The organism is Synechococcus sp. EJ6-Ellesmere, from assembly GCF_024345875.1.
In the GTDB taxonomy this organism is placed as follows: Bacteria; Cyanobacteriota; Cyanobacteriia; order PCC-6307; family Cyanobiaceae; genus Regnicoccus_A; species Regnicoccus_A antarcticus.
The window spans coordinates 1-24,557 of the sequence record NZ_JAGQBY010000033.1 but is presented as its reverse complement, the minus strand read 5'-3'; the positions used below and the strand labels follow the sequence as shown (position 1 = coordinate 24,557).

31 protein-coding genes and 1 pseudogene are annotated in these 24,557 nt (G+C 64.2%); 10 read left to right on the top strand and 22 right to left on the bottom strand.

Annotated elements, in window-relative coordinates; genetic code table 11:
* On the bottom strand, nt 1-864 hold an 864-nt coding region (locus tag KBY78_RS05505), incomplete at its 3' end, for a hypothetical protein (protein WP_255142738.1).
* Nucleotides 865-1,034: 170 nt separating this feature from the next.
* Here KBY78_RS05505 and KBY78_RS05500 point away from each other — a divergent pair.
* From KBY78_RS05500 to KBY78_RS05490, 3 genes are all read left to right on the top strand, one after another.
* The gene (locus KBY78_RS05500) at nt 1,035-3,215 is read left to right on the top strand and encodes an ATP-binding protein (protein WP_255142737.1); all 2,181 of its coding nucleotides are present in this window, start codon (nt 1,035-1,037) and stop codon (nt 3,213-3,215) included.
* Between the two features lie 69 nt (nt 3,216-3,284).
* Nucleotides 3,285-3,515 carry a hypothetical protein gene (locus KBY78_RS05495; RefSeq protein ID WP_255142736.1) on the top strand — a complete coding sequence of 77 codons (231 nt, stop codon included), beginning with the start codon at nt 3,285-3,287 and terminating at the stop codon, nt 3,513-3,515.
* An 8-nt stretch (nt 3,516-3,523) separates the two neighbouring features.
* A complete protein-coding gene (locus tag KBY78_RS05490; protein ID WP_255142735.1) occupies nt 3,524-3,904 on the top strand; it encodes a type II toxin-antitoxin system PemK/MazF family toxin in 381 nt (126 codons plus the stop codon).
* Nucleotides 3,905-3,935: 31 nt separating this feature from the next.
* Here the strand turns inward: KBY78_RS05490 and KBY78_RS05485 are convergent, their stop codons facing one another.
* The 4 genes from KBY78_RS05485 to KBY78_RS05465 form a co-directional block, all read right to left on the bottom strand.
* The gene (locus tag KBY78_RS05485) at nt 3,936-4,304 is read right to left on the bottom strand and encodes an AbrB family transcriptional regulator (RefSeq protein WP_255142734.1); all 369 of its coding nucleotides are present in this window, start codon (nt 4,302-4,304) and stop codon (nt 3,936-3,938) included.
* 54 nt (nt 4,305-4,358) lie between these two features.
* Entirely contained in the window at nt 4,359-6,671 is a 2,313-nt protein-coding gene (locus KBY78_RS05480; RefSeq protein ID WP_255142733.1) for an ATP-dependent RecD-like DNA helicase, read from the bottom strand.
* A 191-nt stretch (nt 6,672-6,862) separates the two neighbouring features.
* On the bottom strand, nt 6,863-8,155 hold the full coding sequence (locus tag KBY78_RS05475) for a glucose-1-phosphate adenylyltransferase (RefSeq protein WP_255142732.1): 1,293 nt from the start codon (nt 8,153-8,155) through the stop codon (nt 6,863-6,865).
* Between the two features lie 309 nt (nt 8,156-8,464).
* Nucleotides 8,465-8,683, bottom strand: coding sequence for a CP12 domain-containing protein (locus KBY78_RS05465; RefSeq protein WP_255142731.1), 219 nt, complete (start codon nt 8,681-8,683; stop codon nt 8,465-8,467).
* Between the two features lie 200 nt (nt 8,684-8,883).
* On the opposite strand from KBY78_RS05465, the gene KBY78_RS05460 reads away from it, so the two are divergent.
* The 3 genes from KBY78_RS05460 (at nt 8,884) to KBY78_RS05450 (ending at nt 10,190) form a co-directional block, all read left to right on the top strand.
* Complete coding sequence (locus tag KBY78_RS05460) at nt 8,884-9,273, top strand: hypothetical protein (RefSeq protein WP_255142730.1); 390 nt, start codon at nt 8,884-8,886, stop codon at nt 9,271-9,273.
* Nucleotides 9,274-9,366: 93 nt separating this feature from the next.
* Complete coding sequence (locus KBY78_RS05455; RefSeq protein ID WP_255142728.1) at nt 9,367-9,627, top strand: DUF1830 domain-containing protein; 261 nt, start codon at nt 9,367-9,369, stop codon at nt 9,625-9,627.
* A gap of 263 nt (nt 9,628-9,890) precedes the next feature.
* A complete protein-coding gene (locus KBY78_RS05450) occupies nt 9,891-10,190 on the top strand; it encodes a 2Fe-2S iron-sulfur cluster-binding protein (protein ID WP_254954498.1) in 300 nt (99 codons plus the stop codon).
* Between the two features lie 385 nt (nt 10,191-10,575).
* On the opposite strand, the gene KBY78_RS05445 is transcribed toward KBY78_RS05450, so the two are convergent.
* Entirely contained in the window at nt 10,576-10,818 is a 243-nt protein-coding gene (locus KBY78_RS05445) for a hypothetical protein (protein WP_255142727.1), read from the bottom strand.
* Nucleotides 10,819-10,872: 54 nt separating this feature from the next.
* Here KBY78_RS05445 and KBY78_RS05440 point away from each other — a divergent pair, with 54 nt between their 5' ends.
* From KBY78_RS05440 to KBY78_RS05430, 3 genes are all read left to right on the top strand, one after another.
* On the top strand, nt 10,873-11,232 hold the full coding sequence (locus KBY78_RS05440) for a 4a-hydroxytetrahydrobiopterin dehydratase (protein ID WP_255142726.1): 360 nt from the start codon (nt 10,873-10,875) through the stop codon (nt 11,230-11,232).
* 66 nt (nt 11,233-11,298) lie between these two features.
* The gene (locus tag KBY78_RS05435) at nt 11,299-11,439 is read left to right on the top strand and encodes a hypothetical protein (protein WP_255142725.1); all 141 of its coding nucleotides are present in this window, start codon (nt 11,299-11,301) and stop codon (nt 11,437-11,439) included.
* 107 nt (nt 11,440-11,546) lie between these two features.
* Nucleotides 11,547-13,460: a transketolase C-terminal domain-containing protein gene (locus KBY78_RS05430; protein WP_255142724.1), complete on the top strand. Its 1,914-nt coding sequence runs from the start codon at nt 11,547-11,549 to the stop codon at nt 13,458-13,460.
* Between the two features lie 807 nt (nt 13,461-14,267).
* Here KBY78_RS05430 and KBY78_RS05425 read toward each other — a convergent pair.
* From KBY78_RS05425 to KBY78_RS05415, 3 genes are all read right to left on the bottom strand, one after another.
* Nucleotides 14,268-14,483, bottom strand: a complete 216-nt coding sequence (locus tag KBY78_RS05425; protein ID WP_254954492.1) for a Nif11-like leader peptide family natural product precursor — start codon at nt 14,481-14,483, stop codon at nt 14,268-14,270.
* Nucleotides 14,465-14,635, bottom strand: coding sequence for a hypothetical protein (locus KBY78_RS05420; RefSeq protein WP_254954491.1), 171 nt, complete (start codon nt 14,633-14,635; stop codon nt 14,465-14,467). The genes KBY78_RS05425 and KBY78_RS05420 overlap by 19 nt, the downstream gene beginning before the upstream one ends.
* 97 nt (nt 14,636-14,732) lie before the next feature.
* Nucleotides 14,733-15,797, bottom strand: a complete 1,065-nt coding sequence (locus KBY78_RS05415) for a DUF4912 domain-containing protein (protein WP_255142723.1) — start codon at nt 15,795-15,797, stop codon at nt 14,733-14,735.
* Nucleotides 15,798-16,104: 307 nt separating this feature from the next.
* Here KBY78_RS05415 and KBY78_RS05410 point away from each other — a divergent pair, with 307 nt between their 5' ends.
* Nucleotides 16,105-16,335 (top strand): DUF3136 domain-containing protein, encoded by a 231-nt coding sequence (locus KBY78_RS05410; protein WP_254954489.1) that lies wholly within the window; start codon nt 16,105-16,107, stop codon nt 16,333-16,335.
* On the opposite strand, the gene KBY78_RS05405 is transcribed toward KBY78_RS05410, so the two are convergent.
* From KBY78_RS05405 to KBY78_RS05345, 13 genes and pseudogenes are all read right to left on the bottom strand, one after another.
* Nucleotides 16,308-17,069, bottom strand: a complete 762-nt coding sequence (locus KBY78_RS05405) for a response regulator (RefSeq protein ID WP_255142722.1) — start codon at nt 17,067-17,069, stop codon at nt 16,308-16,310. The two genes, KBY78_RS05410 and KBY78_RS05405, sit on opposite strands and share 28 nt — an antisense overlap.
* A gap of 78 nt (nt 17,070-17,147) precedes the next feature.
* Nucleotides 17,148-17,582: a CAAD domain-containing protein gene (locus tag KBY78_RS05400; protein ID WP_255142721.1), complete on the bottom strand. Its 435-nt coding sequence runs from the start codon at nt 17,580-17,582 to the stop codon at nt 17,148-17,150.
* 161 nt (nt 17,583-17,743) lie between these two features.
* Nucleotides 17,744-17,962, bottom strand: a complete 219-nt coding sequence (locus KBY78_RS05395; RefSeq protein ID WP_255142720.1) for a hypothetical protein — start codon at nt 17,960-17,962, stop codon at nt 17,744-17,746.
* Between the two features lie 558 nt (nt 17,963-18,520).
* Nucleotides 18,521-18,805: a galactose oxidase gene (locus KBY78_RS05390; protein WP_255142719.1), complete on the bottom strand. Its 285-nt coding sequence runs from the start codon at nt 18,803-18,805 to the stop codon at nt 18,521-18,523.
* A 65-nt stretch (nt 18,806-18,870) separates the two neighbouring features.
* A complete protein-coding gene (locus tag KBY78_RS05385) occupies nt 18,871-19,839 on the bottom strand; it encodes an RAD52 family DNA repair protein (RefSeq protein ID WP_255142718.1) in 969 nt (322 codons plus the stop codon).
* Between the two features lie 105 nt (nt 19,840-19,944).
* Nucleotides 19,945-20,577: a siphovirus Gp157 family protein gene (locus KBY78_RS05380; RefSeq protein ID WP_255142717.1), complete on the bottom strand. Its 633-nt coding sequence runs from the start codon at nt 20,575-20,577 to the stop codon at nt 19,945-19,947.
* Between the two features lie 76 nt (nt 20,578-20,653).
* Entirely contained in the window at nt 20,654-21,100 is a 447-nt protein-coding gene (locus KBY78_RS05375) for a DUF2493 domain-containing protein (protein WP_255142716.1), read from the bottom strand.
* 736 nt (nt 21,101-21,836) lie between these two features.
* Nucleotides 21,837-21,989 (bottom strand): hypothetical protein, encoded by a 153-nt coding sequence (locus tag KBY78_RS05370; protein WP_255142715.1) that lies wholly within the window; start codon nt 21,987-21,989, stop codon nt 21,837-21,839.
* Nucleotides 21,990-22,160: 171 nt separating this feature from the next.
* Nucleotides 22,161-22,421 carry a hypothetical protein gene (locus KBY78_RS05365; RefSeq protein WP_255142714.1) on the bottom strand — a complete coding sequence of 87 codons (261 nt, stop codon included), beginning with the start codon at nt 22,419-22,421 and terminating at the stop codon, nt 22,161-22,163.
* On the bottom strand, nt 22,421-22,951 hold the full coding sequence (gene ssb, locus KBY78_RS05360) for a single-stranded DNA-binding protein (RefSeq protein ID WP_255142713.1): 531 nt from the start codon (nt 22,949-22,951) through the stop codon (nt 22,421-22,423). The genes KBY78_RS05365 and ssb overlap by 1 nt, the downstream gene beginning before the upstream one ends.
* The gene (locus tag KBY78_RS05355) at nt 22,948-23,193 is read right to left on the bottom strand and encodes a hypothetical protein (RefSeq protein WP_255142712.1); all 246 of its coding nucleotides are present in this window, start codon (nt 23,191-23,193) and stop codon (nt 22,948-22,950) included. Before KBY78_RS05355 ends, ssb begins: the two co-directional genes overlap by 4 nt.
* Nucleotides 23,190-23,576 (bottom strand): hypothetical protein, encoded by a 387-nt coding sequence (locus tag KBY78_RS05350; RefSeq protein WP_255142711.1) that lies wholly within the window; start codon nt 23,574-23,576, stop codon nt 23,190-23,192. The genes KBY78_RS05355 and KBY78_RS05350 overlap by 4 nt, the downstream gene beginning before the upstream one ends.
* A pseudogene (locus tag KBY78_RS05345) lies at nt 23,573-24,557 on the bottom strand (recombinase RecT); the annotation flags it as partial. The pseudogene KBY78_RS05345 and the gene KBY78_RS05350, both read right to left, overlap by 4 nt.

Genomic DNA, 24,557 nt, shown 5'->3' with positions numbered 1-24,557 from the left:
GAGCGTGGCCTTCCCGGCCGCGGGGGCCTGCAAATCCTCCGGCAGCAGCAGCCACAACTGTTCTTGCAGAAACAACCCATCGGCAACCGGCACCAGACCCTGCTCCTGCCACCAGCTCCTGGGGGCCAAGGCCGGACAGAGCGGCACCGCTACGGGCCGCTGCTGCAGCTGCTCTAGCCAGGCCTGCGGGTCCTGCCAGACCCGCGAGGCGCGCTCCAGGTTGCAGAAGCAGGGCTCCAGCTCCCCATGCAGCAGCGGCATGATCTGGGCAGCGGGCAGCAACACCTGCTCCTCCCACACGTCAGCCCAGCGCTGATGGGCCACCAGCGGCGGCGGCAAGGTCCCCAGCGGCAGCCCCTGCACTCCAGGCCAGTGCGGCAGTTCCCCGCCTGCCAGTTCCTGGTTGTGGCAGAGGGAGGAGACCAGCGCTCCATCGATCACTCCCTGGGCCACCAGAGTTGCCCAGTCGCCAGCGGGGTGGAAGCAGGGCGGAACTTGCAACACCCCGGGCAGCCCAGCAAGCAGTGACTGGTGCAGAGCATCGGTGCCCAGCCGCAGCCGGCCGTCTTCTAGGCGATGGGCCCTGCTGGCCAGGCGCAAGAAGCGCAGGCTGCTGCTTCCCCCCCAGCGGCACACCTGGCGGGGGCCACGCGCAGGTTGGAGGCGGAACTGCTCAGCCAGCTCCCAGTAGCTGCGGCTCACCGTGGTCTGGTGCATCGATAGGGAGCGAGCGGCGCGCATCTGACTGCCGCTGACTTCCATCAGATCCAGCACGTGCAGGTTCAGCAGCATCTCGGGTGGTCTGTAGGACTTGCGCCGCCGCCGCGCAGGCGGCACAACGGCAGCAGAACGCTGGATTGGCACGGCAGCGCGGCAGCAGAACGGGGCAATCAGCCTTGCCCTTTTCCAGCTCCCGTCCACCCTCCTCCCCGCGAAGAACCCAGCCGGCTCAAACCCCCTGCCAGCACTGAGCCGGCTGCTCCAGTTGGTTGGCGGCTGTTGCCGCGGGCTGCAAGGGCCAGCAACCTGCAGCAATGGAGCCCCTGCGCTGTCACCTACTAATCGGTCCGCCGGCCAGTGGCAAGAGCACCACTGCGGCGGCCCTCGCCCCTTTGCTTGCAGGGCCTGAGGGGCAGCCGGCGGTGGTGCTCGCGACCGATGCGATCCGCGCTGAGGTGTTCGGTGATTCGGCCGTTCAGGGGCCCTGGCCGTCGATCCAGCAGCGTCTGCATGAGCGGTTGATCGGTGCGGTGGCAGCCGGCATGCCGGTGATCGTGGATGCCACCCATGCCCAGCGGCCCTGGCGGCTGGCGATCACCCAGCAGCTGGCCTTACCCAGACCAGTGGAGTGGATCGGCTGGTGGCACTTCACACCGGTGAGCACCTGCTTGCGCTGGAACGAGAAACGGGAGCGCCCCGTTCCCGTCCCGGTGATTCGCCGCATGGCCGCTGCCTTGGCGGATGAGGCCTTTGGTCCGGGGCGGGCGGAAGGCTTTGCCTCGGTGGTGGCGGTGCAGCCCACCCAGCAGCGCGACCTCACTACTTATTTACGTAGCGAACTCTCCCGTCTTACCCGCCGCATCAGCGCGGCCTGCAATCGCCAGCACCAGCTGCTGCTCCACGGCCACTCGCGCCTGCTTGATCTAGAGCGGCTGCTCTACCTGCTGCAGCTACTCGCGGCGCATCCCGATCTGGCGACAACTGATCAGGGCAGCCGCGAGGCCTTAGAAACGCTCGTTTCACCGCTGCCCAGCGGTGAGCTGCCCCAGCGGGCGGCCGCCCTGCTGCGCACGCTCCATGGGGTCTGCTACGGCGACGCCGAGGCTGTACGCCGCGATCTGAGCTGGCTTGAGGGCCAGGGCTTCTTCTCCGCCACCCCCGTGACGACGGGGATTCAGCCCCTGCCCCTGCTGGCTGCCACCTTTGAGGAGCAGGCCCCCCGCAGTGGCGGCGTCCATGGCGGCCAGCCGCCAATGGCTGATGCGGCGGTGTTCGCGCGGGTGATGACGCTGCTGCGCCATCTGCTGCAGACGCCCTTTGATCGGCCGGCGGAAGGGCCGGGGGCACTGGCGATGCAGCGACACCTGCTGGAACGTCTTGCTGAGATCCCCGGCGGTCATGGCCCCGGTGAGCTGGCAACGCTGCGCAAGGACATCGAGAAGACCCTCACCCCCTATGGCTTTCGGCTGCACCACGACAACCCACGCCATGGCTACTGCCTTGGCACCGCCCTGCTCTCAGCGCCGCGGCTGGTGGAGATCCACGGGGTGGTGCAGCACGTGGCCCAGCGGCTGGGAGATCCGACAGCGCTGGATCTGCTGCGTGAGCTGGAGGAACGTCTCAGCTGGGGCGGCATCGAGGTGACGGCCGCGCCACCGTTGCGCACCTATCTCGATGGCGCCCATCCCGGTGCGGAAAGCCAGCAGCGGGGCAGCCTGGCCGAACCAAGGGAAGCTGAGCGGATCGAGACGGCGATCCTCGAGCACCGGCGCGTACGCCTACTGCGCCAGAGCACCTTTGGCGGCGGCGACAACCGCGGCGAGGAGATCCGCGCCTGGCCCCTGCAGCTGGTCTTCTCCGCGGGGCTCTGGCACCTGGCCTGGGAGGACGACGCCATCGGCCGGCCCCATGGGTTGCTGCAGAGCGAACGGCTGGAGCAGCTGGTGTTCCTGCAGGCCGAACCGCGGGGTCGCCGCAACGAATCCGACCACAGCACCGCGCTCGCCAGGCTGCAGCGGCTGCTTCATCACTGCGGTGGCATCGAGCTGGGCGATGACCTCACAGCCCAGCAGGGTCTCTGCCAGCCCAGCAGCGAGCAGCGCCGCCGCCAGCTGCAGACCCTGCGCCTGTCCTGCAAGAGCGAGGCCTACGCCGCCATTCGCCAGGGACAGCTTCCCTTCTCCCTCGACCAGATCCGGCTGGAACGGCCGGCCAAGCAAGCGGAGTCCAGGTCTGCGGCCCAGCGCACCACGACCGACTGGGTGCATCCAGAGCTGGCCCAGGTGCTGACGCCCAACCCGAGCGGGGACAGCCATCCCCATCCAGTGGAGATCGACCTGCCGCCCTGGATCCTGGCCCGCGGCAGCGCCCTGCGCCGCTGGCTCTTCTCCCATGGCAGCGCCATCCGCATCGAGGCACCGGAAGCGCTGCGGCAGGAGCAGCAGGGCCAGGCGCTGGAGATGCTGGCCTTGGCTCAGCGACGCCCAGGCAGCTGAGCTTGAACGTGGGATTGGGCTTAACGTTGAGGTGTGGCTCCGTGTTGTCAGCGCAGGCCACCTGCCGCCATGACCCCTGCCGATTACGCCACTGAACAGCCCGAGGCTCCCTTCTCCGTGCGCCGCAGGCAGCGCGGGGGACGACGCATCGTGCAGGTGAGCAGCTCGCTCAGCGCTATGGATGCTCTGCGGGCACGGATCCGTTCCCAGAGCAAAGCGGTGGCAGAGCACATCGCCAGCGATGCGGAGGCCAGTGCCTTCATTGCCGACTGGGCCACGCCTGAACCCCTCGACCGCTGAAGACAGGCGTGGACTTGAGGGCTGGGCAGATCATCACCGTTGATTGGCGCAAAGATCCAAACGACCCTGGGCTGGACCCTCAGCCTCCCGAGCCCAACAAGCTCCGGCCAGCTGTCGTCGTGCAGGACTGCGAGCTGTTTGACCCTGCCTATCCAACAGTGCTGGTGGTGCCGATGACTGGCGACCCCTCGCTGGCTATAGCCGATCTGACTGTCGTGCTCCAACCCAACAGCACCAACGGCTGCAGGAAGGTGAGCTATCTGCTGCCACAGAACCTGACCTGTGTGGCCAAGACTCGCATCACAGATGCCACCAAATGCTGCGTGACTACCACCGAGCTGCAGCAACTCCGCCAGCTGGTTGTGTTGGTGATCGGGGGTTTCTCTTGAAGAGCGGCAAGGAGCTCAACCGAGGAGCAGCTCACTCCTCTTCTGTGCTGCCTAGGGGGACGAGCTTGATCTGCTTGCGGCCGAGCTTGATCTCGAACTCATCGCCCGGCTTGAGGTCGAGCACCGCGGTGTAGGCCTTGCCGATCATGAGATTGCCGTTGAACTGGATCCTGGTGGTGTAGCTCAGCTTGCGGCCACCCTTGCCTGTGCTCCTACCGGCGTTGTCGGTGCCGAGATTTACACCCTTGGCATTCAGCAGGGCCTCATAGAAGGCGGTGAAGTTGAGGCGCTCGCTGCCATCTTTTTTGGTGCTCACATAGCCGCATTCGCGCACGAGCTCTGACTTGGAGACATCGCCCAGTTCCTTGACCTTGGCGAGCGGTTCAGGACCGGTAAACATGATGCGGGAGTTGGGTGGATCGACAGCCTCTTATTGCCAGGCCAGCCGGCATTGTCAACTGCCGTAGTTGCGATCCATGTCCGTGGGTAGCTGCCCCGGTGTCAGCCATTCCGCCAGCTTGGTGTAGCGCCTGCGGCCCAAATGGTTTTTAACGGCCATCGCCAGGGCCTTCTTCTGGCCCACCAGCACCACCAGCTGCTTGCCGCGGGTGAGGCCCGTGTACACCAGATTGCGCTGCAGCATGGCGTAGTGCTGAGTCAGCAGTGGGATCACCACCGCGGGATATTCGCTGCCCTGACTCTTGTGGATTGTGCAGGCGTAGGCCGGCACCAGGTGATCGAGCTCCCCCCAGCCGTAGACCACCACCCGGCTCCCGGCCGCAGCGGCATTGCCGCCTGCCTCGCTGCTGAGGAACAACACACTCAGCTCGCTGTTGTCAGCGTCGATGGCATCGATGGTGCCGAAATCACCGTTGAACACCTCCTTCTCGTAGTCGTTGGCGATCTGCATCACCTTGTCGCCCGGTGCGAAACGCCAGCCAAAGCGCTCCACCTGCTCCGCCGGATCGGGGTTCAGCAACTTCTGCAGCTCGATGTTGAGTGAGCGGGAGCCGCAGCCGCCCCGGGCCATCGGGCAGAGCACCTGCACCTGGGCAATTGGATCGAGGCCAAAGCGGGCCGGGATGCGCTCGCCCACCACCTTGAGGATCAGGGCTACCGCCTGCTCGGGCGTCTCGGCCGGCAGGAAGTAGAAGTCGCTGCTCTGGCCCTCGGGTGGGGAGCGCAGATCGGGGATGGTGCCGGCGTTGATGGCGTGGGCGGTGGTGATGATGCGGCTGCTAGCCGCTTGGCGGAATACTTCCGTGAGCCGGGCCACCGCCAGGGCGCTGCTGTTGATCAGATCCGCGAGCACCTGGCCGGGACCCACCGAGGGCAGCTGGTCCACATCGCCCACCAGCAACAGGCCTGCCTCTAGCGGGATGGCCGCCAGCAGCGAGGCCATGAGCGGTACATCCACCATCGAGGTTTCGTCCACCACCAGCAGGTCGCACTCCAGTGGCAGCTCGGCGCCACGACGGAAGCCATAGCTGGCTGGATCGAACTCCAGCAGCCGGTGGATCGTTTTGGCCTCCAGACCGGTGGCCTCGGCCATGCGTTTGGCTGCCCGGCCCGTGGGTGCACACAGCTGGATGCGCAACTTCTTGGCGGCCAGGATCTGCAGGATGGCGTTGATCAAGGTGGTCTTACCCACCCCCGGCCCACCGGTGATCACCAGCACCTTGCTGGCTAGAGCCTGCTCCACCGCTGCTTTCTGGCTAGCGGCTAGCTCTAGGCCCAGGCGCTGCTCTACCCAGGTGATCGCCTTGCTGGCATCGATGGCGCCCCAGGTTGGTGCTCCTTGCGCCAGCTCCTGCAGCGATTCGGCGATGCGCCGCTCATCGCGGTGCAGGTGGGCCAGGAAGATCGCCGGCTCAGACGCCAGGGCATCGGCCACGACGGAGCACTCGCTGAGCTCCAGGTCCAGGGCCGTCTGGATCAGGGCAGCTTCTAGGGGCACCCGCACGCTGGCGCCGTTGCCGTCGCCTTGCTTCCCCGCGGGCTGCTCCACCGCGAGTAGCTCGCCGGCCAGCTTGAGCAGCTCCGCGGTAGGCAGGCCGCAGTGCCCTTCCCCGCTGGCCTCAAGCAGGGCGTAGTTGATGCCAGCTCGCAGGCGGATCATCGCGGCCGGTTCGATGCCCAGCCGGGCGGCGATGGCATCAGCGGTGCGGAAGCCGATGCCGCGGATGTCGCGCGCCAGGCGATAGGGGTTCTCCGCCATCACCTGCACGGCGTCATTGCCGTACGTCTTGAAAATCCGCACGGCACGGGCGGTGCCGACGCCATGGCTATGGAGGAACACCATGATTTCGCGCACCACCTTCTGATCGGCCCAGGCCTGGGCGATACGGCTGGCGCGAACCTTGCCGATGCCCGGCACCTCCCGCAGCCGCTCGGGCTCTTGCTCGATCACCTCGAACACCTCCGCCCCAAAGACGCCCACCAGCTTGCTGGCGTAGATCGGGCCGATGCCGCGGATCATCCCCGAGCCCAGGTACTTCTCGATGCCCTCAGCGGTGGTGGGCGCTGAGGCCTTGAGGAAGGAGGCCTTGAACTGCTGGCCATGCTCCCTGCTGTTCACCCAGACGCCACTGACGGTGACCCATTCGCCGGCGCTGATCTCGGCGGCGTGGCCCACCACCGTCACCAGATCACGATGGCCGCGGGCCTTGATGCGCAGCACGCAGAAGCCGCTCTCGGCGCTATGGAAGGTGACCCGCTCGATCGAGCCGGCCAGCACTTCAGTGGGCTGGGCTGTGGTCTGCGGCATCCCGGAGGACTGGCCAGCGACCGGCTTGTTCATGTCTACACGGGGCGCCTTGGGGGCATGGTCCCTGTCTGCAATGCCACCTCAGGCGTCCAGCCCCAAGGCGTTGCAGGTCATACGCAGAGGAGGATTTTGCAAGCCCACATCAATGCAGAGCTGAGTTGAGGTTGACAACGCACTTACAGGAAATCAGGCTAGATGATGGTGCCATGGTCAATGGTTGTGTTCTTCTCGATCACCACAATGCCACTGCGGATCGTGAACCCCAGCGCCGTGCGATCGGCCTCCTGCACACGATCCTTGTTGATCACCTGAACGTTGCAGCCGATTCTTACGTTCTTGTCCAAGATCGCGTTGGAAACCGTGGACCCTTTACCGATCCCCAGCGGTACGCCTCCATGGGCACGCACGACAGCACGCTCGCGTTCCGACTCAAAACTGTCGGCGCCCATCACCAGAGTGTCCTTCAGCACGACCCCCTCCTCGACTCGTAATCGCAACCCAAGGACGCAGTGATCGACCACACAACGGTCGAGTCGACATCCTTCACTCAGGATCGAACGTCGAATCTGGGCGTCGTGGATCTGGCTGGGCGGCAGGTAGCGGGCGCGTGAGTAGATAGGCGCTTTCTTATCATCAAAGCTGAAGGCGGGCTGCTCATCGGCTAGGGCAAGGTTCGCGTCATAGAACGCCTTGATCGTGCCGATGTCTTCCCAGTAGCCATCAAACAGGTAGCTCTGCAAGCGCAGGCCGGTGCTCAAGGCAGCTGGAATGATGTCCTTGCCGAAATCGGTGGCATCAGGGTGGCTGTTGAGCAGCTGAAACAGCGTTTCCCGTTCAAACACATAAATACCCATCGAAGCCAGAAACGGCCGCCGCAGGGCTTCGTCTGGGTCCAGTCCCAAGGCGCCGGTGTTGACGCGCATGGCCTCGAGAGCCTCCCCACTGGGTTTTTCCCGGAACTCCCGGATCTGCCCATCGGCATCGGTGCGCATCAGCCCGAAGCCTTCCGCCGTTGCCGCATCCACCGGCAGTGCCGCCACCGTCAGGGCCGCACCGCTCACGCGGTGGGCCTCGATGAAGGCCTGGTAATCCATGCGGTAGAGCTGATCACCGGAAAGGATCAGCAACTGATCCACATCCCACGCCTCGATCAACTCGCGGTACTGGCGCACAGCATCCGCCGTGCCCTGAAACCAGCTTGGACTGTCGGGGGTCTGCTGGGCCGCCAGCACCTCGACAAAGCCGCCGTTGAAGGCTGAGGAGAGGTTGTAGGTGAGGCTGATGTGGCGGTTGAGCGATTGGCTATTGAATTGCGTGAGCGCGTAGATCTTGCCGATCCCGGAATTGATGCAATTGCTGATCGGGATGTCGATCAGGCGGTAATTGCCGCCAAGAGGAACTGCAGGCTTGGCACGGGTGAAAGTCAAGGGCTGCAGGCGTGTGCCGGCGCCGCCGCCAAGGATGATGGCCAGTACACGCTTCATGGGTAGATTTCTCGCTGCATTTGGATGTAGTTCTGACCGGGAACGCGGTACTGTCTTGATAGGCAATCGTGAAGGAACCCGAGTTGATTCCTACAGATGCTGAGCTGAACCTGCTCTAGTGTTTTCTATTCACGAATTAGGATGCCCATGGGCTTGCAGTACATCGTGTAACTGGCCTCCAGTTCACCGATACCGATCAAGTTGGTGCATGCAGCCTCGCTCATCAGAACAACTTCGCTAAGTGCATCGAGGTTCCAATGGAGGGCTGCCAGTGGTTTATGAGAGACCGGGATTAGCCCGGATCACAGATCAGTCGTCGTAGACGCGGCAGTTGATGTCGGAGGGGTTGAGGTCACAGAACACCTCGAAGGGAGAGGGGGCCTCGGCCTCCTCGGGGTGGCGCTGCTGGAACTCCTCCAATTCCTTCATGTGCTGCTCGATCTTGCTGGCGGTCGCTTTCTCGCCTTTGTCCTGGGCCTCGGTGAGGGCGGAACGATAGGTCTGGAGCTGCTCTCCGATGGTGGCCATGGCACAAAGCCCCAGGAGGGCCTCAATGGGTGCGGTGAATGTAACCCTGCCGGATCATTGGATGGGACCTCTAAACGTGCGATCGTTCGGCAACCGCAAGCCAGATTCCGTAATTCAGGTATTTCTGCTCATCCTGCTGGGCGCATCGTTGCGATGTCCGTGGATCGGGCAGGGTGGTGCGGCCTTTCAGGATGGATTCCATGGCCGATGCTCCCTATCTCGTTGCCCTGGCATTGGTGGAGTTTGCGGGCAAGCGTGCTCTGCCGCTCACCGGTAAATCCCAGTCAGCGGAAGCTGCAGATGCCGTCGATCCCGGCAATGACGGGCGCACCCTGGCGCTGGAACTACTGCTGCGCCTTTGGCAGCGCAGTGAGGAGGGCCCTCTGCAACGGGCCGCTGGGGAAGCCAGCCTGCTGCTGCTGGAACTGCCGATGGAGCTGATGAGCGAACAGTTACCGCTGCTCAAGGCGAACTGGATCGCCGGCGGTGAGACGGCATCGTTCCTCAACAGCTTGGAGGGGCTGGCGATCAGGGCCTGGCGGATCAAGATCGCGAAATATGAGCCGGTCAGCTTCATCGCCTGGCCTTGATCGCCCGTTGGCCAAATTGCCCCCATTTGGGGACAATCGCTAATCAGGTTCGAATCGTCACCGTTGTGCGTTAGCCAAAGCAGCTATATAAACATGAACGCCCAACCCACGAAGATGGATACCTGCCTCTATCACAACACCAGCAATCAAATGGTGATCCTGCGTTGTATCGGTCCGGAGGCATTCTTTCAGGAGAAGGTGATCTTCCCGTTTGAGGAATGGCTGTTTAGCTGTCCACCTCAGAGCCGCGTCGACATCTGGTCCCATGGCCTCACGGGCGTCGAGCAACTCGATTCCATCAATGCGGATGACCTACTGCTTCCAGCCGAACTTGCTGTCCCCGTTGGGGGCTGACTCAGGAGAAGCGCGCTCAGACCTTGCCCGAGACGAGCACCACGGCCAGCAACAAGGCCACCAACACAAGCTCACTCAGCATTGTTTCCATCGGCCTGACCTTATCCCTGCTCAGGCCACACTCTCTGCCAGCAGCCCTGGCGACGGCGCCCCCCAAGCGGGGGCAAAGCCTCCCCGTATGGGGACTGGGCCTGCGGCACCTTGATCCAGCAGGCTGAGCAGCGAACCAGTCCAGGCTGGACCTCCTTGCCCACCCTGTTGCCATGGCCACCTACAAAGTCACGCTCGTCAACGCCAACGAGGGACTGAACAGCACCATCGATTGCGCCGATGACCAGTCGATCTTTGATGCGGCAGCGGATCAGGACATTGATTTGCCGGTGTCCTGCCGCGCTGGCTCCTGTTCGTCTTGCGCCGGCAAGTTGATCAGTGGAACCGTGAACCAAGAGGATCAGGCCTTCCTCGATGAGGACCAGATGGCGGCCGGGTTCGTGCTCACCTGCGTGGCCTTCCCCACCTCGGATTGCACCATCGAAACCCATGCCGAGGAAGCGCTCTACTGAGGCGCCGACCAACCAGCAGCAGCCCAGGCGTGAAAGCCTGCGGGTCTCAGCAGCTGGCTGCCTTCAGCCTCCCATTGCCGCGTGCGCTGCAATTGGCTGAACACATCCCAACCAGCGCTCACCCGCGGATCATCCGCCATCGCACCGGCTGGGCAGGGCTGGTTGCCGTCGGACATGGCTGACTCCAGAGCGGAGACAATCACGATGACGCCAGATGGAACTGGAGCGATCCCCCCGGATGGGGACGATTGCTCTGTCCCAGCCTCAACCCCGGCGTTGGAGCTTCTGGCGCATGGGTTGGGCTGGCAGCGGGACCTGGTGCCGACCATGGCCGCGAGCTGATGATCTTGATCTTCGCGTCATGGGTGCAACAGCGAAATGGAGGTCAATCCGGCGTCGGCGCCGCCTCCGGCAGCAGTCCCGCGCTCTGCAGATCCCGCCAAAACTGGCCGGGGATCTCGGCTGACATCAGATCCGCGTTCTGCATCACCTCTGCCGCCGTCCGCGGGCCCGGGATCACCTCAGCCACCACCGGATGGGCCGCGCCAACGGCGAGATCTTGCGGCCGCGGTGGCGGCAGCCTGCACGGCATGCTGCCCAGAAAGGCATTCTGCAGTTCCAGTCCCATGGCAGCGTGCTGGCGGTTCGCCATCCCAAAATGTTGGCAGCAGCTGGTGACGCCATGGGACTTGCCAATGAGGCCTGCCTTCCCTGCCTGGAGGGGGCACCCACCCTCACGGAGCAGGAAATCTCCAAGCTGCTTGAGGAGCTACCGGGCTGGGAGGTTGTGGATCACCACCACTTGAGAAAGGCCTGGTGTTTCACCGATTTCCGTTCGGCGCTCGACTGGGTCAACCGGGCCGGCGCCATCTGCGAGAGCCAGGGACATCACGCCGAGTTCGGCCTCGGCTGGGGCCACGCCGAAGCGTTGATCTATACCCACAAAGTGGATGGACTCACCCGCTCCGACGCGGTGCTGGCTGCCCGCTTTGAGGCCATGGATGCGAAAAATCCTTATGGGGCCTTCGTCACCGACCGCTAGCGGTCGGCACCGATGATCCAGGACTGCTCCTTGGGAAACTGGCTGAACCGGGCGGAGCTTCTGGCCATGCCGCTCCGCAATATCGGCCACGCCTACTCCTGCTGGATCGTTGAAGCTGTAGGTCAACCGCTACCCGATCCGGATCAGCAGGCCGGCAGCGATGGCGACGACACCTGGTTTCACGAACGGGTGCGCCACACCCCTTGATCTCTGGGATGTGGTCTGTGGGGCAGCAGAAAAGGTGTTTTTCCATTGCCGGATCCACGCCGAGCGCTGCCGCGGGGCCAGCCTTGCACACGCCCTGAGCTCTGCCGATGGCTGCGGTGACCATGCCCTTCCCGATCGACCTTGCTGCTTTTCAGCCCCTCAGCCTCGATCCAGACCAGCCCGTCCTCAGCCCAGATCAAAAGACGATCCTGCGGGCCAACATTGAGCTCTGCCGAGACGCAATCATTTTCTTCACGGCCACAGGTGCGGCCCGAGGAGTTGGCGGTCATAGCGGCGGTCCCTATGACACGGTGCCGGAAGTCATGATCCTCGATGCCTTTTTTCGTGGCGCACCGGATCGTTTCCTGCCGGTGTTCTTCGATGAGGCCGGCCACCGCGTGGCAACCCAGTATTTGATCAGCGTGCTGCGGGGGCAGCTGCCGGCCGAGGCGTTGCTGCAGTATCGCGCCGCCCATTCAAAGCTGCCCGGTCATCCGGAACTCGGCCTTACCCCTGGCGTGCAGTTCAGTTCCGGCCGCCTCGGTCACCTCTGGCCGTTTGTGAACGGCGTGGCTCTGGCCCATCCCGGCAGAACCGTGTTTTGCCTCGGCTCCGACGGCGCACAGCAGGAGGGTGATGACGCCGAGGCGGCTCGCTTTGCCGTGGCCCATGGCCTCAATGTGAAGCTCGTGATCGATGACAACGACGTCACCATTGCCGGCCATCCCTCCCAGTACCAGCCCGGTTACGACCTGGAGCGCACCCTCGGCGGCCATGGCCTGGCCACCCTTAGCGGCGACGGTGAGGATCTCGATGATCTGTACTCTCGCCTCCACCGCGCCGTGGCCAGCGAAGGCCCGGTGGCAGTGATCAACAAGCGGCCGATGGCGGTGGGCATCGACGGGCTGGAGGGCTCCACCCACGGCCACGACGTGATCCCGGTGGACCTGGCGATCGCCTACCTAGAGAAGCGCGGTCAGGATGCGGCTGCCACCTATCTCAAGGGCATCAGCAAGCCCGTCAATTCCGCCACTTTCCTGGGCTCAGGCCAGCGGCTGGAGGCGAACCGCAATGTGTTCGGCGATGCGGTGGTGGAGCTCCTTGCGGCCATGCCGCTGCCGGTTCGCAAGGACAAGGTGTTGGTGGTGGACAGCGATCTTGAGGGCTCGTGCGGCCTGGCCCAGATCCGCAAGGCCTACCCCGAAATCTTCGTGAGTGGCGGCATCATGGAGCGGGCCAACTTCTCGGCGGCGGCAGGGTTCGGCATGGAGGCGGGCCGCCAGGGCATCTTCGCCACCTTCAGCGCCTTTCTGGAGATGCTCATTTCCGAGATCACCATGGCCAGGTTGAACGGTGCCAATGTGCTGGCCCACTTCTCCCATGCCGGTATCGACGACATGGCAGACAACACCTGTCATTTCGGCCTCAACAATCTATTCGCCGACAACGGTCTAGAAGAAGATCAAACCACCCGGGTGTACTTCCCAGCCGATGCGGCCCAGATGCGGGCCTGCGTGCAGGCTGTGTTCAGCGATCCCGGGCTGCGCTTCATCTTCTCCACCCGCTCCAAGGTGCCGAACCTGCTTGATTCCGCTGGCAACGACCTGCATGGCGAGGGCTACCGCTTCGAGAGCGGCAAAGACGAAGTGGTGCGTGATGGCACTGCCGGCTATGTGGTGAGCTACGGCGAAAGCCTTTACCGCGCCCTTGATGCGGTGGAACGGTTGCAATCCGAGGGGATCGACGTGGGTCTGATCAACAAGGCGACCCTCAATGTGGTGGATGAAGCCATGATCGCCAAAGTGGGACGCTCACCGTTCGTTCTGGTGGTGGAGTCGTTCAACCGGCGTACGGGACTGGGCAGCCGCTACGGCTCCTGGCTGCTGGAACGTGGATATACCCCCCGGTATGGCTATCTGGGCACCCACAAGGAAGGCTGTGGTGGGCTATGGGAGCAATTTCCCCACCAGGGCCTTGATCCCGACGGGATCATTAGCCATGTGAAGGGAATGCTTCCCTGAGTGACTCAGCGGCCGAACTTCCACCTGAGTTGTTGATAGCGACTGCTGGGGTTCCTTGCATTGCTGTGGCAGATAGTGATGCAGGCTCCTGCTGGCTGCCAGAGGCGCGTAAGGCCAGGGCCTTTACTCTTTACGGATCTCTGGCTTGCCTAGCGTGTGTCGCAGTTGCCGTCCAAAGCACCGTTCACGAGCTCAGCACCAGCAGCCCCGGCCCCCAAGGGAAGTCCCACGAGTTATACACAGTCAGCCTGCCCCATTTTGGACAATCGACATAGCGTTGCACTTGGTGACCGTTAGGGCTCAAAAGATTCGACATTATGAATCTCACTGCACACGCTAGGACCATAGGAGTCCATAGTTACCGCAACGATTGTGACCGGATGGTGATCCTGCGCTGTATCGCTCCGATCACCTTCTTTCAGGAAAAGGTGGTTTCCTGCTGGAAGATTAGCTGTTTGATTGTCCACCAAAGAGCCGGGTTGACATCTGGAGTCATGGTCTCACCGGGGTGGAATTTCTCGATTCAATCTCCGCCGATGACCTGCCCATAGCCGATGAGCTTGTTGCTACCGCTGGAAGGCGACTAGCCCAGAAGAATCTCAACGTACCAAACTGCGACCTACAGAGAGGAGGGTCCGTGTCGACATTAACCCGGATGCTTATTCCAAGCTGAAAGCAGGAGTTTGGCCAGCCTCCTGTGGTGTTGACCTCTCTGCTGCGTCCCGATCTCGGCTCGGCAGATCGCAGGTGGCCATGGGATCCCCTTCTCAGAGTGATACCAGTTACGAACGTCAGCCTTGATCGGGCTCAGTTGTATTCGCCTGGAATGTCCTGCTTGGTCACCGTGACCCGGCCCACCTTCTGGCCCGACAGGCGCAGCAGCTCATCGCCTGAGAATTCGTAGCCAAGCGTTCCGGCGAGCTGGGCTACGTCGTCGGCCGTGGCAGCAACCTGCACGGCCTGACGTAGGCCAGGGTCATCCTGCATACGGCCCAGAAAGGCCTTCAGCTGATCGAGGGACATGGCTGGTAATCGTGGCTGTCGGTGCGCAGGACCGACAGCTCCTGGTCGACTTGAGCCAGGCGTTCCATGACTAGGAGAAGATCAACAGAAGTGAGTTCGCCGTCGCTACTCCACTTCAGGCAGGTGCGGCCCAGACACGTATCGAAGTCCATCGTGGCGGACCTCCGGTTTGCTGTTTTGTCCAGTCTGCCCCCAGCGGCGTATCTGCGATGCCCCCAAACAGGGGCAATCACCGCCTTGCGTTGATGTTCAGAACCAAGCGAGCTGAGCCTCTTCTCGGCTGTTCACCCGTGCCTCGGGGGTGCTGCGCTGAAACTCCATGCGAATCGAGCGTTCCTGCTCGCCATCGGCGGCGACAGCGCGGATCGGATACACCTGCTGGCCATCGCGGAAGAGCACCTGCACCCGGAAGGTGCCATCACTGCCCAGCGGCACCGGCGCATCACCGATGAACAGGCTGGCGCTGGGCTCGGTAGCGCCGTAGACGATCAACTCCGCATCGGCGACCAGCCAGAAGGAGCGCTGCCGCAGCACACCACTGCCCGATTCGTTACGGCCGCTGGCCCACAGGCCCACACCGGAGGCATGCAGCAGGCCGGCGTGATCCCCCGTGAAAGCGTGCTCATGCAGCATCTCCGAGCCGACACGGCGGCGGCTGGCGCTTGCGGCTGTCGCCAGTTGATAGAGGCGCTCATGCTCCACACCGGCGCCGCCGCCACCCAACGGTTGGCTGACCGGTCCGATTGGACCGTCCAACGAGAAGGGCACAAAGGCATCCGCCACCACCGGGCTGGGCCCCTCGGCCGGCACCCGCGCCACCGATGACACCGCCAGCTTCAGCCAGCCAGCGGCGCCGAGTCGGTAGCCGAGCTCCACGCGGTAATCGCGATCGCTCAGTGGTACCGGCAGATACCACTCCGTGGCGTTCGCCGGAACCACTAGCTCCTGCAGAGCATGGGGATGGGAGGCCCCGTGCTGCAGACCCGTGACATCGGCCACCCGCAGGCAGAGCTGCTGGCCGCCAGCGGCGACGGCACGGGCACGATCAGCGGCGCTGATGCTCCAGAACACGTAGGCCCACTGGGGATCGCGAGGCAGGAACGTCACCTGGGTAGTGATCGGAGCCTGCGGCGTTGCGGTGGCAGCTGGGCTGCTGGGAGCAGCGGGAAGGGTTTCTACCTGGGCCAGCACGTCCAGTAGCTCTGTCTTGGCCAGATTGGTGTAGCTGCGCACCCCGAGGCGATTGGCCAGCTCGCGCAGCTGGGCCAGGGTTTGATCCAGAAAGGATGGACTGGTGCGCGGAGCGGAGGCCATAGATCGCAATCCTTCACATTCCGAAATAATCGCAGCAGTCGCCCGGCTTGCGGCAGTTCTGTCAGCAGACGGGGATCACGCCAGCTGCCTCTGGAAAGCGGCAGCTGCCTGCTCCGCCAATGGGTCTTGAGCTGTTGAGGGCGCCATCCATCACTTCTGGGGGCGCCAGGAAGGCCTCGCTTGGCGTCTTGCTGGATCAGCGGACGCAAACACAACAGGAGCCCCGATCTGTGAACGCTTGTAAGGGTCCACTCCGAGACGGGCCCGGACTCAATTTGGATGGTTGAGCACCACTCCAGGAGTTGGGATGGCTAGCGATAGTTTGAGCCTTGGGGAACTGGAAGCCCAGTACCCCCTCTATTGCAAGGCGATGCGCATCCTGGTGCGCGATGGCGTCACGATCAACAAGGCTCGCCGCACGGTCTGCTGGCAAAAGCTGGAGATCCTCAACCACTGCCTGCCGCGCCAGTACCGCGAGCCGGAGCAGCTCTATCTGCATCTCAAGCGCGATCAGCTGACAGCCGCCGGCAGCCGCTGAAACTGATAGCCCAGGCCGCGGGCAGTGAGGATCAGTTCTGGGTTCTTGGGATCCTGCTCGAGCTTGAGGCGCAGCCGGGCCACATGCACATCGACGACGCGGGTGTCGGCATGGCGATCCGGTGTGTAGCCCCAGATGGATTCGAGGATTTTCATCCGCGGTATTGGTTGCCCGGCCTCGCTGACCAGCAGCGCCAGCAGGCTGAACTCCATGGCGGTGAGCTTGGTCCGATCGGAACGGCGACACACCTGGCGTTTGCCCAGTTGGATCGTCAGGCCGCTGAGCTCCAGCGCCAGGCTGGAGTCGGCCAAGCCCCCGGCTGAACCGCTCGGGGGACTTTGCTGGGCTCGGCGCAGCAGACAACGAATCCGCGCCTCCAATTCGCTGAGCGAAAACGGCTTGATCAGGTAATCGTCGGCGCCCAGTTCCAACCCCAGGATGCGGTCTGCCACGCGGTCGCAGGCCGTGAGCATCAGCACCGGCACATCGCTCATCGCCCGCAAGGCTTCCAGCACCCCATAGCCATCCAGACGCGGCAACATCAGATCGAGGATCACCAGATCTGCCGGTTCGTGGCGGAAGCAGGCGACGGCCTCTTCGCCATCGCCCGCCACAACCACGTTGTAGCCGTGCAGCCGCAGGCGGGGCTCGATCAGATTGCGGATCCGCGGCTCATCATCGACCACCAAAATCCGCTCACAACCCTGCCGAACCGCTACTGCGCTCTGGGCCATCAGGACCTGTGGAAAGACTTGCAGGCATCGACGATCCTGCTGGCCAGGGGTGTGTGATTGTTGCAGGCGGGAGGACGATCAGCCCAACACGTCCAGCTTGAGCTTCTGGATCTTGGCGAGCAGCGCCGCACGCTGCTGCTGCTGCATGGCGTTGCGGGAGAGGAATCGAATCGCCGTAACCAGACCCACCAGCTGCAGCAGCCGACCCAGCATCGGCAGCTCATCGATGCTCACCAGCACCGCAGCGGTGATCTTGAGGCCGACACCGGCTACCACCGCCAGGCCGAGGATGCCGAACGCCGGCAGCAGTTGCTCGAGTGACTGGGGCTTGAGTGTGGTGAACGTCTCCAGCAACGGCCGCATGGACTCCAGGCTGCCTGGGGAGAACCAGGACGGCAGTCGGCCTTCTGACACTGACGGCTCGATCTGCAGAACCAGCGGTTCCTGGGCAATGGACGTGGCGTGGACGGGATCGACAACGTCCAAGTTGGCCTCCAGAAAAGCAGTGCCCATCGCCAGTCATCTCAAAGGCCGCAAACTTTTAGGCCGGCGGCGACCCCGCAGCTCAGCTGTGTGTGGGAATCCCGACACTTCCAGCACTGGTTGATCCGCGGCAAGCTCTGCCGCGCCGCTTCCCGTGGAAAGCCTGTGGAAAAGGTTGTGGAATCCGCTGCTCAGGTCTGGTTCCACTGACCATTTCTCTGCCGGATCGGGCCATCGCGATCCGAGCGATAGGCCAGCGCAGCCCCGGGCAGAAGCCTCATCAGGAGATCCAACACCTGCTCCAGCACGTCATGGCTGAGCGGGGCGCCTGATCCCATTCCCTCACGGCTGTTCACAAGCACGCCCAGCTGATCCGGGTCACGCAGTTCAAACAACACCTGCACCGCCATGGCACTGGGGCACCCACTGCCAGGCTCAGGCAGGCATTGCGGGGATCCAGCCAGGTGAGCTCAGCCGCCCATTCATGACTCAGTTGGTCAAGGGCCTGACGATGGTTCTCTGCACCTGGTTGCAGTGAGAGCTGAGCCTCCAGGCGGGCCACTCGGCAGGCGCGAATCCATGGATTCTGCTCCCCTAATCCACCTGCAACGGGAATCAATCCAAAACATAATCTGAAATCGACAAGGGCCGCGGGCCGCTCCACCGGGGGTTCCACCCGGGCTTCCCCATGGGGCGATCAACCGCGGGCCTGCGCCGGTCATGGTGGTGAATGCATTGCTGCGGCACTGGCCAAGTGATGGACGCGATTACAAACAAGGCCCGTTCCAGTCGGCCTGACGGCAGCCTGGGCCCATCTCCATGGAGATCGATCCCGTCGTGGTGTCACTTCAGGTTGAACCGATCGGCGCTGGTGACGGTTGCCTCGGGAATACGGGAGCCCCAGTCTCTTGTCAGCATCGGAGGACCACTCCCCGATACCCATCAACCCATCAGCTCCCAGCATGTGCTCAGGCCACCTCCGGCGCCCAGCCCTGCTGCCGCGTCATGTCATCAGTCCAACCCTGGCAGCGGCTGGCCAGGTGCTCGCCATGGGCGATCAGCCCCTGATTGAGCTGACAGGTGAGCACCGGGATGCAGTTCACCCCGGCGTGATGCCGAAACCAGTGGCAGGTCATGCAGACCTTCCGGCTGCGGCTCTTCTGCAGGGCTCTCTCATCGAGGTAGGACCACTCCTCGATCGGGATTTCAAGCTTGGCGGCCAGAGCCGCGGGGCGGGGGAGAGGGGCACCCATGAATCATTGCCAATGCGTACGCATGTACTAGCACGATTGCCCCTGTCGCGTCCCGCCTGATCGGCTCAGCTCTGGTGGATAGCGGCTGGTTCTGGCTGGGCCTGGTGCTGAACCAGAAACGTCTCGATCCAGTCATGGTGCCGCCGCTGGCAAATCCGATCAGCGATCGAGGGGGCCTCTTCCGGCACCTGGAACCGCTTGCGGAAGGCCTTGGTGAACCCCTCCAGAGCAGGGCGTGGAAGGCCCCGAACGGTGTCGAGGATCTGCTGGATTGTGCCTGGATCAAGCGGGTCAAGGCTTGGATCTTTCTCTTGCTGCGCAGGTGATTGGGGCTGCTGCCGGGGAGCCACTTCTGCTGGCCTGCTTCTGATGTTGGCGTTGGAGGCCGCAGTGGCCGAACTGGTGACCTCCCTCTGCTGCTTGTCGTAGAGCGCCAGACCAAACGGATTACCAAATGTCATCAGCGCCCGTTTCATCGCATCGGTCTCGGCCTCCTTGATGGCGGACTCATGGGCCTGGCCCAGGTCGGCGTCGATGCCGTGGCCGGCGCCAGTGCCCTCCCGAACCAGTGGAGTCATGCCTCCGGCTGTGACGGTGATGCGTACGCGGGCGGTGTAGGTGACGCCCCAGCCGGGCTTCTGGTCTCGGCCGATGGTTCGTTCGGCCTGGGCAACGCAGCGGACGGCGATGGTTTGGCGCTGCCAGCCATCGAAACCAAAGATGCGGTTGGCTTCCGCGATTACCTGCCAACCTTCCAGGTAGCTCACGCGGCTGCGGCCCTGCTCCCGCTGGCGCACTTTGGCCCGATCCAGCGGAGCGGCCAGGGCAGCGAGCTGCTCAGGGGAGAAGCCAAGGGGCTGAGCCTGGAGAACTTGCGGCGCTGCGGGTGACGTTGGGCTTGCTGAGGTCTCCATATCGGACCGCTCAGCGGAGCGGATCACCTCCAGAGCGGAGGGCGGCCGCTGGGCCGGGCGAGGAGCTGCGGGATGACTGCTGGTGCTGGACCCATTGGTGGAAGGGGCGGCGACGGTCATGGCGATGGGAAGCGATGGAGCGAGAAGAAGAGAGGAGCGGAATCGGATCAGGAAGAAAGGGCCCGCCACTGCAGCGGGCCATGTCGAGGGGGCCTCTGCCCCCCGTCAGTGGATGCGCCAGGAGCGGCGGTTGAGCAGCTGGGCGCCGGTGATCTGGCGGCCGGCCTTGAGGGCTTCCTTGATGGCGTTCTTGTCCGGCTTGCTGGTGGTGGAGAAAGTGAGCCACTCGGCATCGAGGGCCTGCTCGTCGTCGATCACAACGGCGGAGGACTTGCGGCTTGAGAGCTCGTGATCGGGGAAGGAGAAGCGTGTTGCAGCCGGCTGCAGCTGGGTGAGGACAAAGATCAGCGACTCCTCCAGGGCATCGGCCCTGCCGGCATCACTACGGGCCAAATCAGCGAGCCGCTTGGCCTGCTGACTCCGGTAGGTGGCCTGGCCGCGCAGGTGCTCGATCACCCAGCAGGTGGCATCTGCTTTGGCGGCGAGGGCAGCTTTATTGCCTTCTTCTGCCAGTAGGGCCGCCTCCAGCTCGGCCAGGGCCAGGGCCCGCCGCTCGGGATCATCGGCTTCCAGCTGCTCGGCTAGCTGGCCGATAGCGGTTGTGAGCTCCTGGGCCTCGCTGCCCAGCTGCCAAAGGGAACCAGAGCGCTGCAGGGAGCAGGCGGGGCCTGATGCCGAGGGGACTGTCGCTGGGGCAGGGGCAGCGACTGGAGCAGGGATGGGGGTGAGAACAGCCATGACGGTGAGAAGGCGATGGGGATGGAAAGAACGGAACGGAGCGCCATGGGCGCGAAAGGCTTTTGGTGCTGGGGGATCAGGAGCAGCTGGCGCCAACTGGAACGGCCCAGAGCCCGGCAGCTGGGCTGACCTCGGCCACCGAGATCGGCACCGGGGAACGCGACGCCATACGGCGGGCTTCTCTCACCAGCGAGGCCGTGCCGGCACCACCGGGGAAGGCGACTACCAGCACTGAGGCGAGGGAACCAGGAGAGCTGCGAGCAACAGCCCGGGCAATGGCCTGCTCGAGTAGCTCCCGATTGCGGATTGGCCCGGCGGCCCGGCCATGCCGCTCCCACTGGGCTGGCATCACCAGGGCTGACCAACCCAGCTGCTGGGCAGCGCGACCAATGGCGGCATCAGCTCCGCGGGCACCGCCATGGAGGAGCAAATGCACCAGGCGGCCACTGCTGCGGGCGAGCAGCTCAGCGGCCACGCGCTGATGGGGCCAGGCCAGATCACGACCGCCCCCAGCTGCGATCACAAGCGAGTGGGATGGGGCCACTGCGGGCCCACAAGGGAAACAAAGATCCATGAATCAGCTGCCAGAGGTGACAACTGATCGGGGCAACACACCGCAAATAAAAGAGCGGCAGCGCTGGCGAGATCAGGGGATTGGATTACCGCAGGCGATGGGCTAGAGGCCTTTGGCGCAGCCCATATTCTAGCAGTACAACTGCACTTATAGGCAGTCAGAACCACTCTGGGGGAATGGATCTGGGCACCTGCCGCTGATCAGGTGATAGCTGGCTTCTCTGATAGCAAGTGGGCCCTTATTGCCGCTCTCCCATAGCTCTAACCCTGGTGAATCACCGCGCAGCCGCGCGAGGCCCTCGACCGGCTTTCAGCACCCCAACCCAGCACCCTGGGCCTGGGATTACATGGGCACCGCAGCCGCGGGAGCAGCGCCGGGCCAGGGTGATCTGAGCCACCCATCCCGGCGGCGGCGAGGAGGCAAGAGATCACGCGAGCGCAAGGGTCGGTGACCGCGCAGCGGCCTCACCGACTCGCGCAGCCCTTGCGCCGCGTGACACCATCACGCCCCGCTGCCGGGGTGGAGACAGGGACTGCGACTAGGGACAACGTTGAGGGTTCCGCTTGAGGTCGCCTGGCTGGCCTGTACGCAGGCCTCAGCCGCCCAGTGGCAGGTAGAGGCTGAGCGGCGTGTCCTGAAACGTGCGGAAGCCATGGCGCTCGTAGAACGCCTTGGCGGCTGCGTCCTACGTGTCCACGATCAGCGCATAGCCATCGACTGAGCGCTTGGCATCGAGACAGCGCTGCACGGCTAGGCCCAGGAGCAGGGGACCGATGCCCTGCTTGTGGGAGCGCTCTAGCTCACGCTCAAGGCGGTGTAGGTCGTCTTTTGAGCCCATGACCCCACGTCGCCACCGGCACGAGATGAACGGGAAAACGGTGCATTCGTTGCCGGCAGTGCAGGGACGCCAGTGACGCCACAGCGATGTGGCTGATCTAGGGCTGTCGGTGGCAGTGACCGGCAACGCTGACCTCGGTGATCTGGAGGCGGCTCTTGGATGATCCGGGCTTCAGTTCAGGTGAGTGGAGGGCCAAGTGCCCGATCTCGGGCTGCTGCTCCACTGCTGAAGCCGGCAGAACGGTCGCGGCTCCACCAGCGCCATCCGGATCAGTAAGCCCAGGCTGCCGATTTGCAGCAGCAGCATGAGCAGCTGCAGCCGCCCCATGCGGCCCAATCGGCTCAGCGCCAGCTGCCCCGGATGGCGCGGGCTGCTGCGGCTGCGGCTTCGGGGAAACGCCGGCAGGTCCAGTCGTCGGGTTGGGCGCTCCATCAGAACGGCACCTCCTCATCGCTGAGGGGAGTGGCCCCGGCGGGAAGCGAGGACCAGTCATTGCCCCAGCCGCCGGAGCTGGGTGCTGCTGGCCGGGAAGTCGCTGCGCCATGAGCTGCACTGGGCGCCCCGCCTACCGGCGCGGGCCTGCCCTGGTGCTCACCACTGCTCGGCTCTGCTTCACCGCTGTAGCCGCCAGCACCGCCGCCGCGGCTGCCGCAGAGCTCCAAGCGATCGATCGTCACCAGGGTTTTGCTGCGCACCTCGCCGCTGCTCCTGTCGGTCCACTGCTCGACATCCAGCCGGCCGACCACCGCCACCTTGCTGCCCTTACGGACGTAGTCCCCAGCCACCTGGGCGGTCTTGCCCCAGGCCTTGCAGTTCACCCAAAGGGGAGCCGGCTCCTGGCCATCTCGCGGCGGCCGGTTGATGGCGAGCGTGAATTCACAGACGCAGCTGCCGCTTTCAAAGAAGCGCAGCTCCGGATCCCGGCCGGCATTGCCGACCAGCACGACGACGTTGATGCTCATGCCTGCACCTCCTGAGCCACACCCTTGATGGCGTCGATGCGCTCCTGGGCAGCCAGCAGCGAGGACAGGCCGATCAGGGGGTGGGTGCGCACCAGCTCATGCAGCGCTCCACTCCAGGTGATGTTGTGGCGACGCGCAAAGGCGCTCACCCGCTCGTAGGTGTCGTTGTTCATGGTGATCGTTTTTTTGTGGTTGCCGATCCGCTGGCGCAGGGGCCGCGGTCTTGCGGGCAGTGCGCTCATGGCCAGAGCCTCTGAAAGCGGCTGGTGTTGCTGGGGTGGCGGTAGATCGGCTCTTGAGCGCTGCAACTCAGCGGGATAAGCCGTATGCAGCTCGGGACGAGCGGGCAGGGTTCGACTCGATAGAGACCATCTGGGCTCCGCCAGTGCTCACCTGGCCGGAACCGCGTCGGTGGCGGGGGCTGCTCCTGGGCGCCGAGCAGGCTGCGGACCTGCTGCCAAAGGCCCTGGACCAAGGCCACTCGCTCCACCAACCGCTGCAACTGCTGCAGGCTGCGATCCCCCCGGGCCAGCTCAAACACCCCGCGGTCGCGCTCCTGGCGGGCCTGCTCCACCGCCAGCTCCAGCAGCTGCTGGGCCTGGATCAGATAGAGGGTCGTGCTCATGGCCCCACCTCCCTGGCCTCCGCCATGGGATCCGCCGACTGGACCGCCGCCTCCAGCTGGCTGCGGCGACGGGTGATTGCGCTCCACAGCAGCTCGGCGTTGTGGTCGCTGATGCGGCCCGAGCCGAGCAGCTGGTTCACCCGCCCGTAGGCGGCATCGAGCTCAAGCAGGGTGGCGATGCGCGGGATCTGCTGCAGCCCGGCCTCCACCGGATCGGGCTCCTGAGTTGCCGCCTGAGTCGCTGCTTCCTCCTCCGGCGCCTGGGGGACTGGGGGAGCCGGCTCCTGCTGGGGCGGAGCGCTTTCAGCCGTGCTGGCTGCGGATTTTGCCTGACTGCGGGAGCGGCGCGGCGCTGCAGGGGCAGACCCCGGCTGGATGCCAGCGGTGTCGACAATCTCGGCCTCCAGCACCGCTACCGGCTCAGCGGCCTCCTCTGCAGCGGGGGCGCCACCGATCTGGGGCGGATCAGCCTCGCTATTCAGCGGACCCGATACAAAAGAGGCGTCTTCCCGAGGGCGTAAAAGCTTGGGTACAGCTGGTCCCGGGTTGGCTTCTGTCTTGGCTTCTGTGGGGCCAGGCGCTGGTTGATCGAGCGGGGCTACAGAAAGGGTTGCCGCAGGCGTCTCCCGAACCGTCACCGCTTCTATATCCACCGCCTCCTCCTGGGTCAGCAAGCCCAGGGCGATCTCTGGGCAGTAGACGTTGGACCACCAAGCGGCGGCGCGGTAGCGCAGCATCTGGCCGGTCATCGTCTGCCACTTGCTGGTCTCGTTGCCCTGGCGGTCCTTGCGGCTCCACCAGCCCTCCTTGCGGGCCAGCTCGAGGGTGATCGTTTCCCCTTCCAGCACCTCACCGGTGGCCTTATCGGTGGCTACCGCGTAGCAACTGCTGGGCTGCTCCTTGGCGTCAAAGACAAAGCGCAGCGGCGAGAAGCGGCCGCTGGCATTCACTGTGGCGATCAGGAACTTGCTGCTCCAGGTC

Coding starts and splice junctions, on each gene's coding strand:
- KBY78_RS05390 (WP_255142719.1), bottom strand. CDS start 18,805: ATGGGTGCCCCTCTCCCCCGCCCCGCGGCTCTGGCCGCCAAGCTTGAA.
- KBY78_RS05485 (WP_255142734.1), bottom strand. CDS start 4,304: ATGTTTACCGGTCCTGAACCGCTCGCCAAGGTCAAGGAACTGGGCGAT.
- KBY78_RS05385 (WP_255142718.1), bottom strand. CDS start 19,839: ATGACCGTCGCCGCCCCTTCCACCAATGGGTCCAGCACCAGCAGTCAT.
- KBY78_RS05370 (WP_255142715.1), bottom strand. CDS start 21,989: ATGGGCTCAAAAGACGACCTACACCGCCTTGAGCGTGAGCTAGAGCGC.
- KBY78_RS05430 (WP_255142724.1), top strand. CDS start 11,547: ATGGCTGCGGTGACCATGCCCTTCCCGATCGACCTTGCTGCTTTTCAG.
- KBY78_RS05405 (WP_255142722.1), bottom strand. CDS start 17,069: ATGGCCCAGAGCGCAGTAGCGGTTCGGCAGGGTTGTGAGCGGATTTTG.
- KBY78_RS05380 (WP_255142717.1), bottom strand. CDS start 20,577: ATGGCTGTTCTCACCCCCATCCCTGCTCCAGTCGCTGCCCCTGCCCCA.
- KBY78_RS05365 (WP_255142714.1), bottom strand. CDS start 22,421: ATGGAGCGCCCAACCCGACGACTGGACCTGCCGGCGTTTCCCCGAAGC.
- ssb (WP_255142713.1), bottom strand. CDS start 22,951: ATGAGCATCAACGTCGTCGTGCTGGTCGGCAATGCCGGCCGGGATCCG.
- KBY78_RS05350 (WP_255142711.1), bottom strand. CDS start 23,576: ATGAGCACGACCCTCTATCTGATCCAGGCCCAGCAGCTGCTGGAGCTG.
- KBY78_RS05465 (WP_255142731.1), bottom strand. CDS start 8,683: ATGGCCACCATCGGAGAGCAGCTCCAGACCTATCGTTCCGCCCTCACC.
- KBY78_RS05410 (WP_254954489.1), top strand. CDS start 16,105: ATGGCTAGCGATAGTTTGAGCCTTGGGGAACTGGAAGCCCAGTACCCC.
- KBY78_RS05355 (WP_255142712.1), bottom strand. CDS start 23,193: ATGAGCGCACTGCCCGCAAGACCGCGGCCCCTGCGCCAGCGGATCGGC.
- KBY78_RS05435 (WP_255142725.1), top strand. CDS start 11,299: ATGCCGCTCCGCAATATCGGCCACGCCTACTCCTGCTGGATCGTTGAA.
- KBY78_RS05455 (WP_255142728.1), top strand. CDS start 9,367: ATGAACGCCCAACCCACGAAGATGGATACCTGCCTCTATCACAACACC.
- KBY78_RS05460 (WP_255142730.1), top strand. CDS start 8,884: ATGGCCGATGCTCCCTATCTCGTTGCCCTGGCATTGGTGGAGTTTGCG.
- KBY78_RS05425 (WP_254954492.1), bottom strand. CDS start 14,483: ATGTCCCTCGATCAGCTGAAGGCCTTTCTGGGCCGTATGCAGGATGAC.
- KBY78_RS05445 (WP_255142727.1), bottom strand. CDS start 10,818: ATGGGACTGGAACTGCAGAATGCCTTTCTGGGCAGCATGCCGTGCAGG.
- KBY78_RS05475 (WP_255142732.1), bottom strand. CDS start 8,155: ATGAAGCGTGTACTGGCCATCATCCTTGGCGGCGGCGCCGGCACACGC.
- KBY78_RS05420 (WP_254954491.1), bottom strand. CDS start 14,635: ATGGACTTCGATACGTGTCTGGGCCGCACCTGCCTGAAGTGGAGTAGC.
- KBY78_RS05480 (WP_255142733.1), bottom strand. CDS start 6,671: ATGCCGCAGACCACAGCCCAGCCCACTGAAGTGCTGGCCGGCTCGATC.
- KBY78_RS05450 (WP_254954498.1), top strand. CDS start 9,891: ATGGCCACCTACAAAGTCACGCTCGTCAACGCCAACGAGGGACTGAAC.
- KBY78_RS05415 (WP_255142723.1), bottom strand. CDS start 15,797: ATGGCCTCCGCTCCGCGCACCAGTCCATCCTTTCTGGATCAAACCCTG.
- KBY78_RS05395 (WP_255142720.1), bottom strand. CDS start 17,962: ATGGCGGTGCAGGTGTTGTTTGAACTGCGTGACCCGGATCAGCTGGGC.
- KBY78_RS05500 (WP_255142737.1), top strand. CDS start 1,035: ATGGAGCCCCTGCGCTGTCACCTACTAATCGGTCCGCCGGCCAGTGGC.
- KBY78_RS05400 (WP_255142721.1), bottom strand. CDS start 17,582: ATGGGCACTGCTTTTCTGGAGGCCAACTTGGACGTTGTCGATCCCGTC.
- KBY78_RS05495 (WP_255142736.1), top strand. CDS start 3,285: ATGACCCCTGCCGATTACGCCACTGAACAGCCCGAGGCTCCCTTCTCC.
- KBY78_RS05440 (WP_255142726.1), top strand. CDS start 10,873: ATGGGACTTGCCAATGAGGCCTGCCTTCCCTGCCTGGAGGGGGCACCC.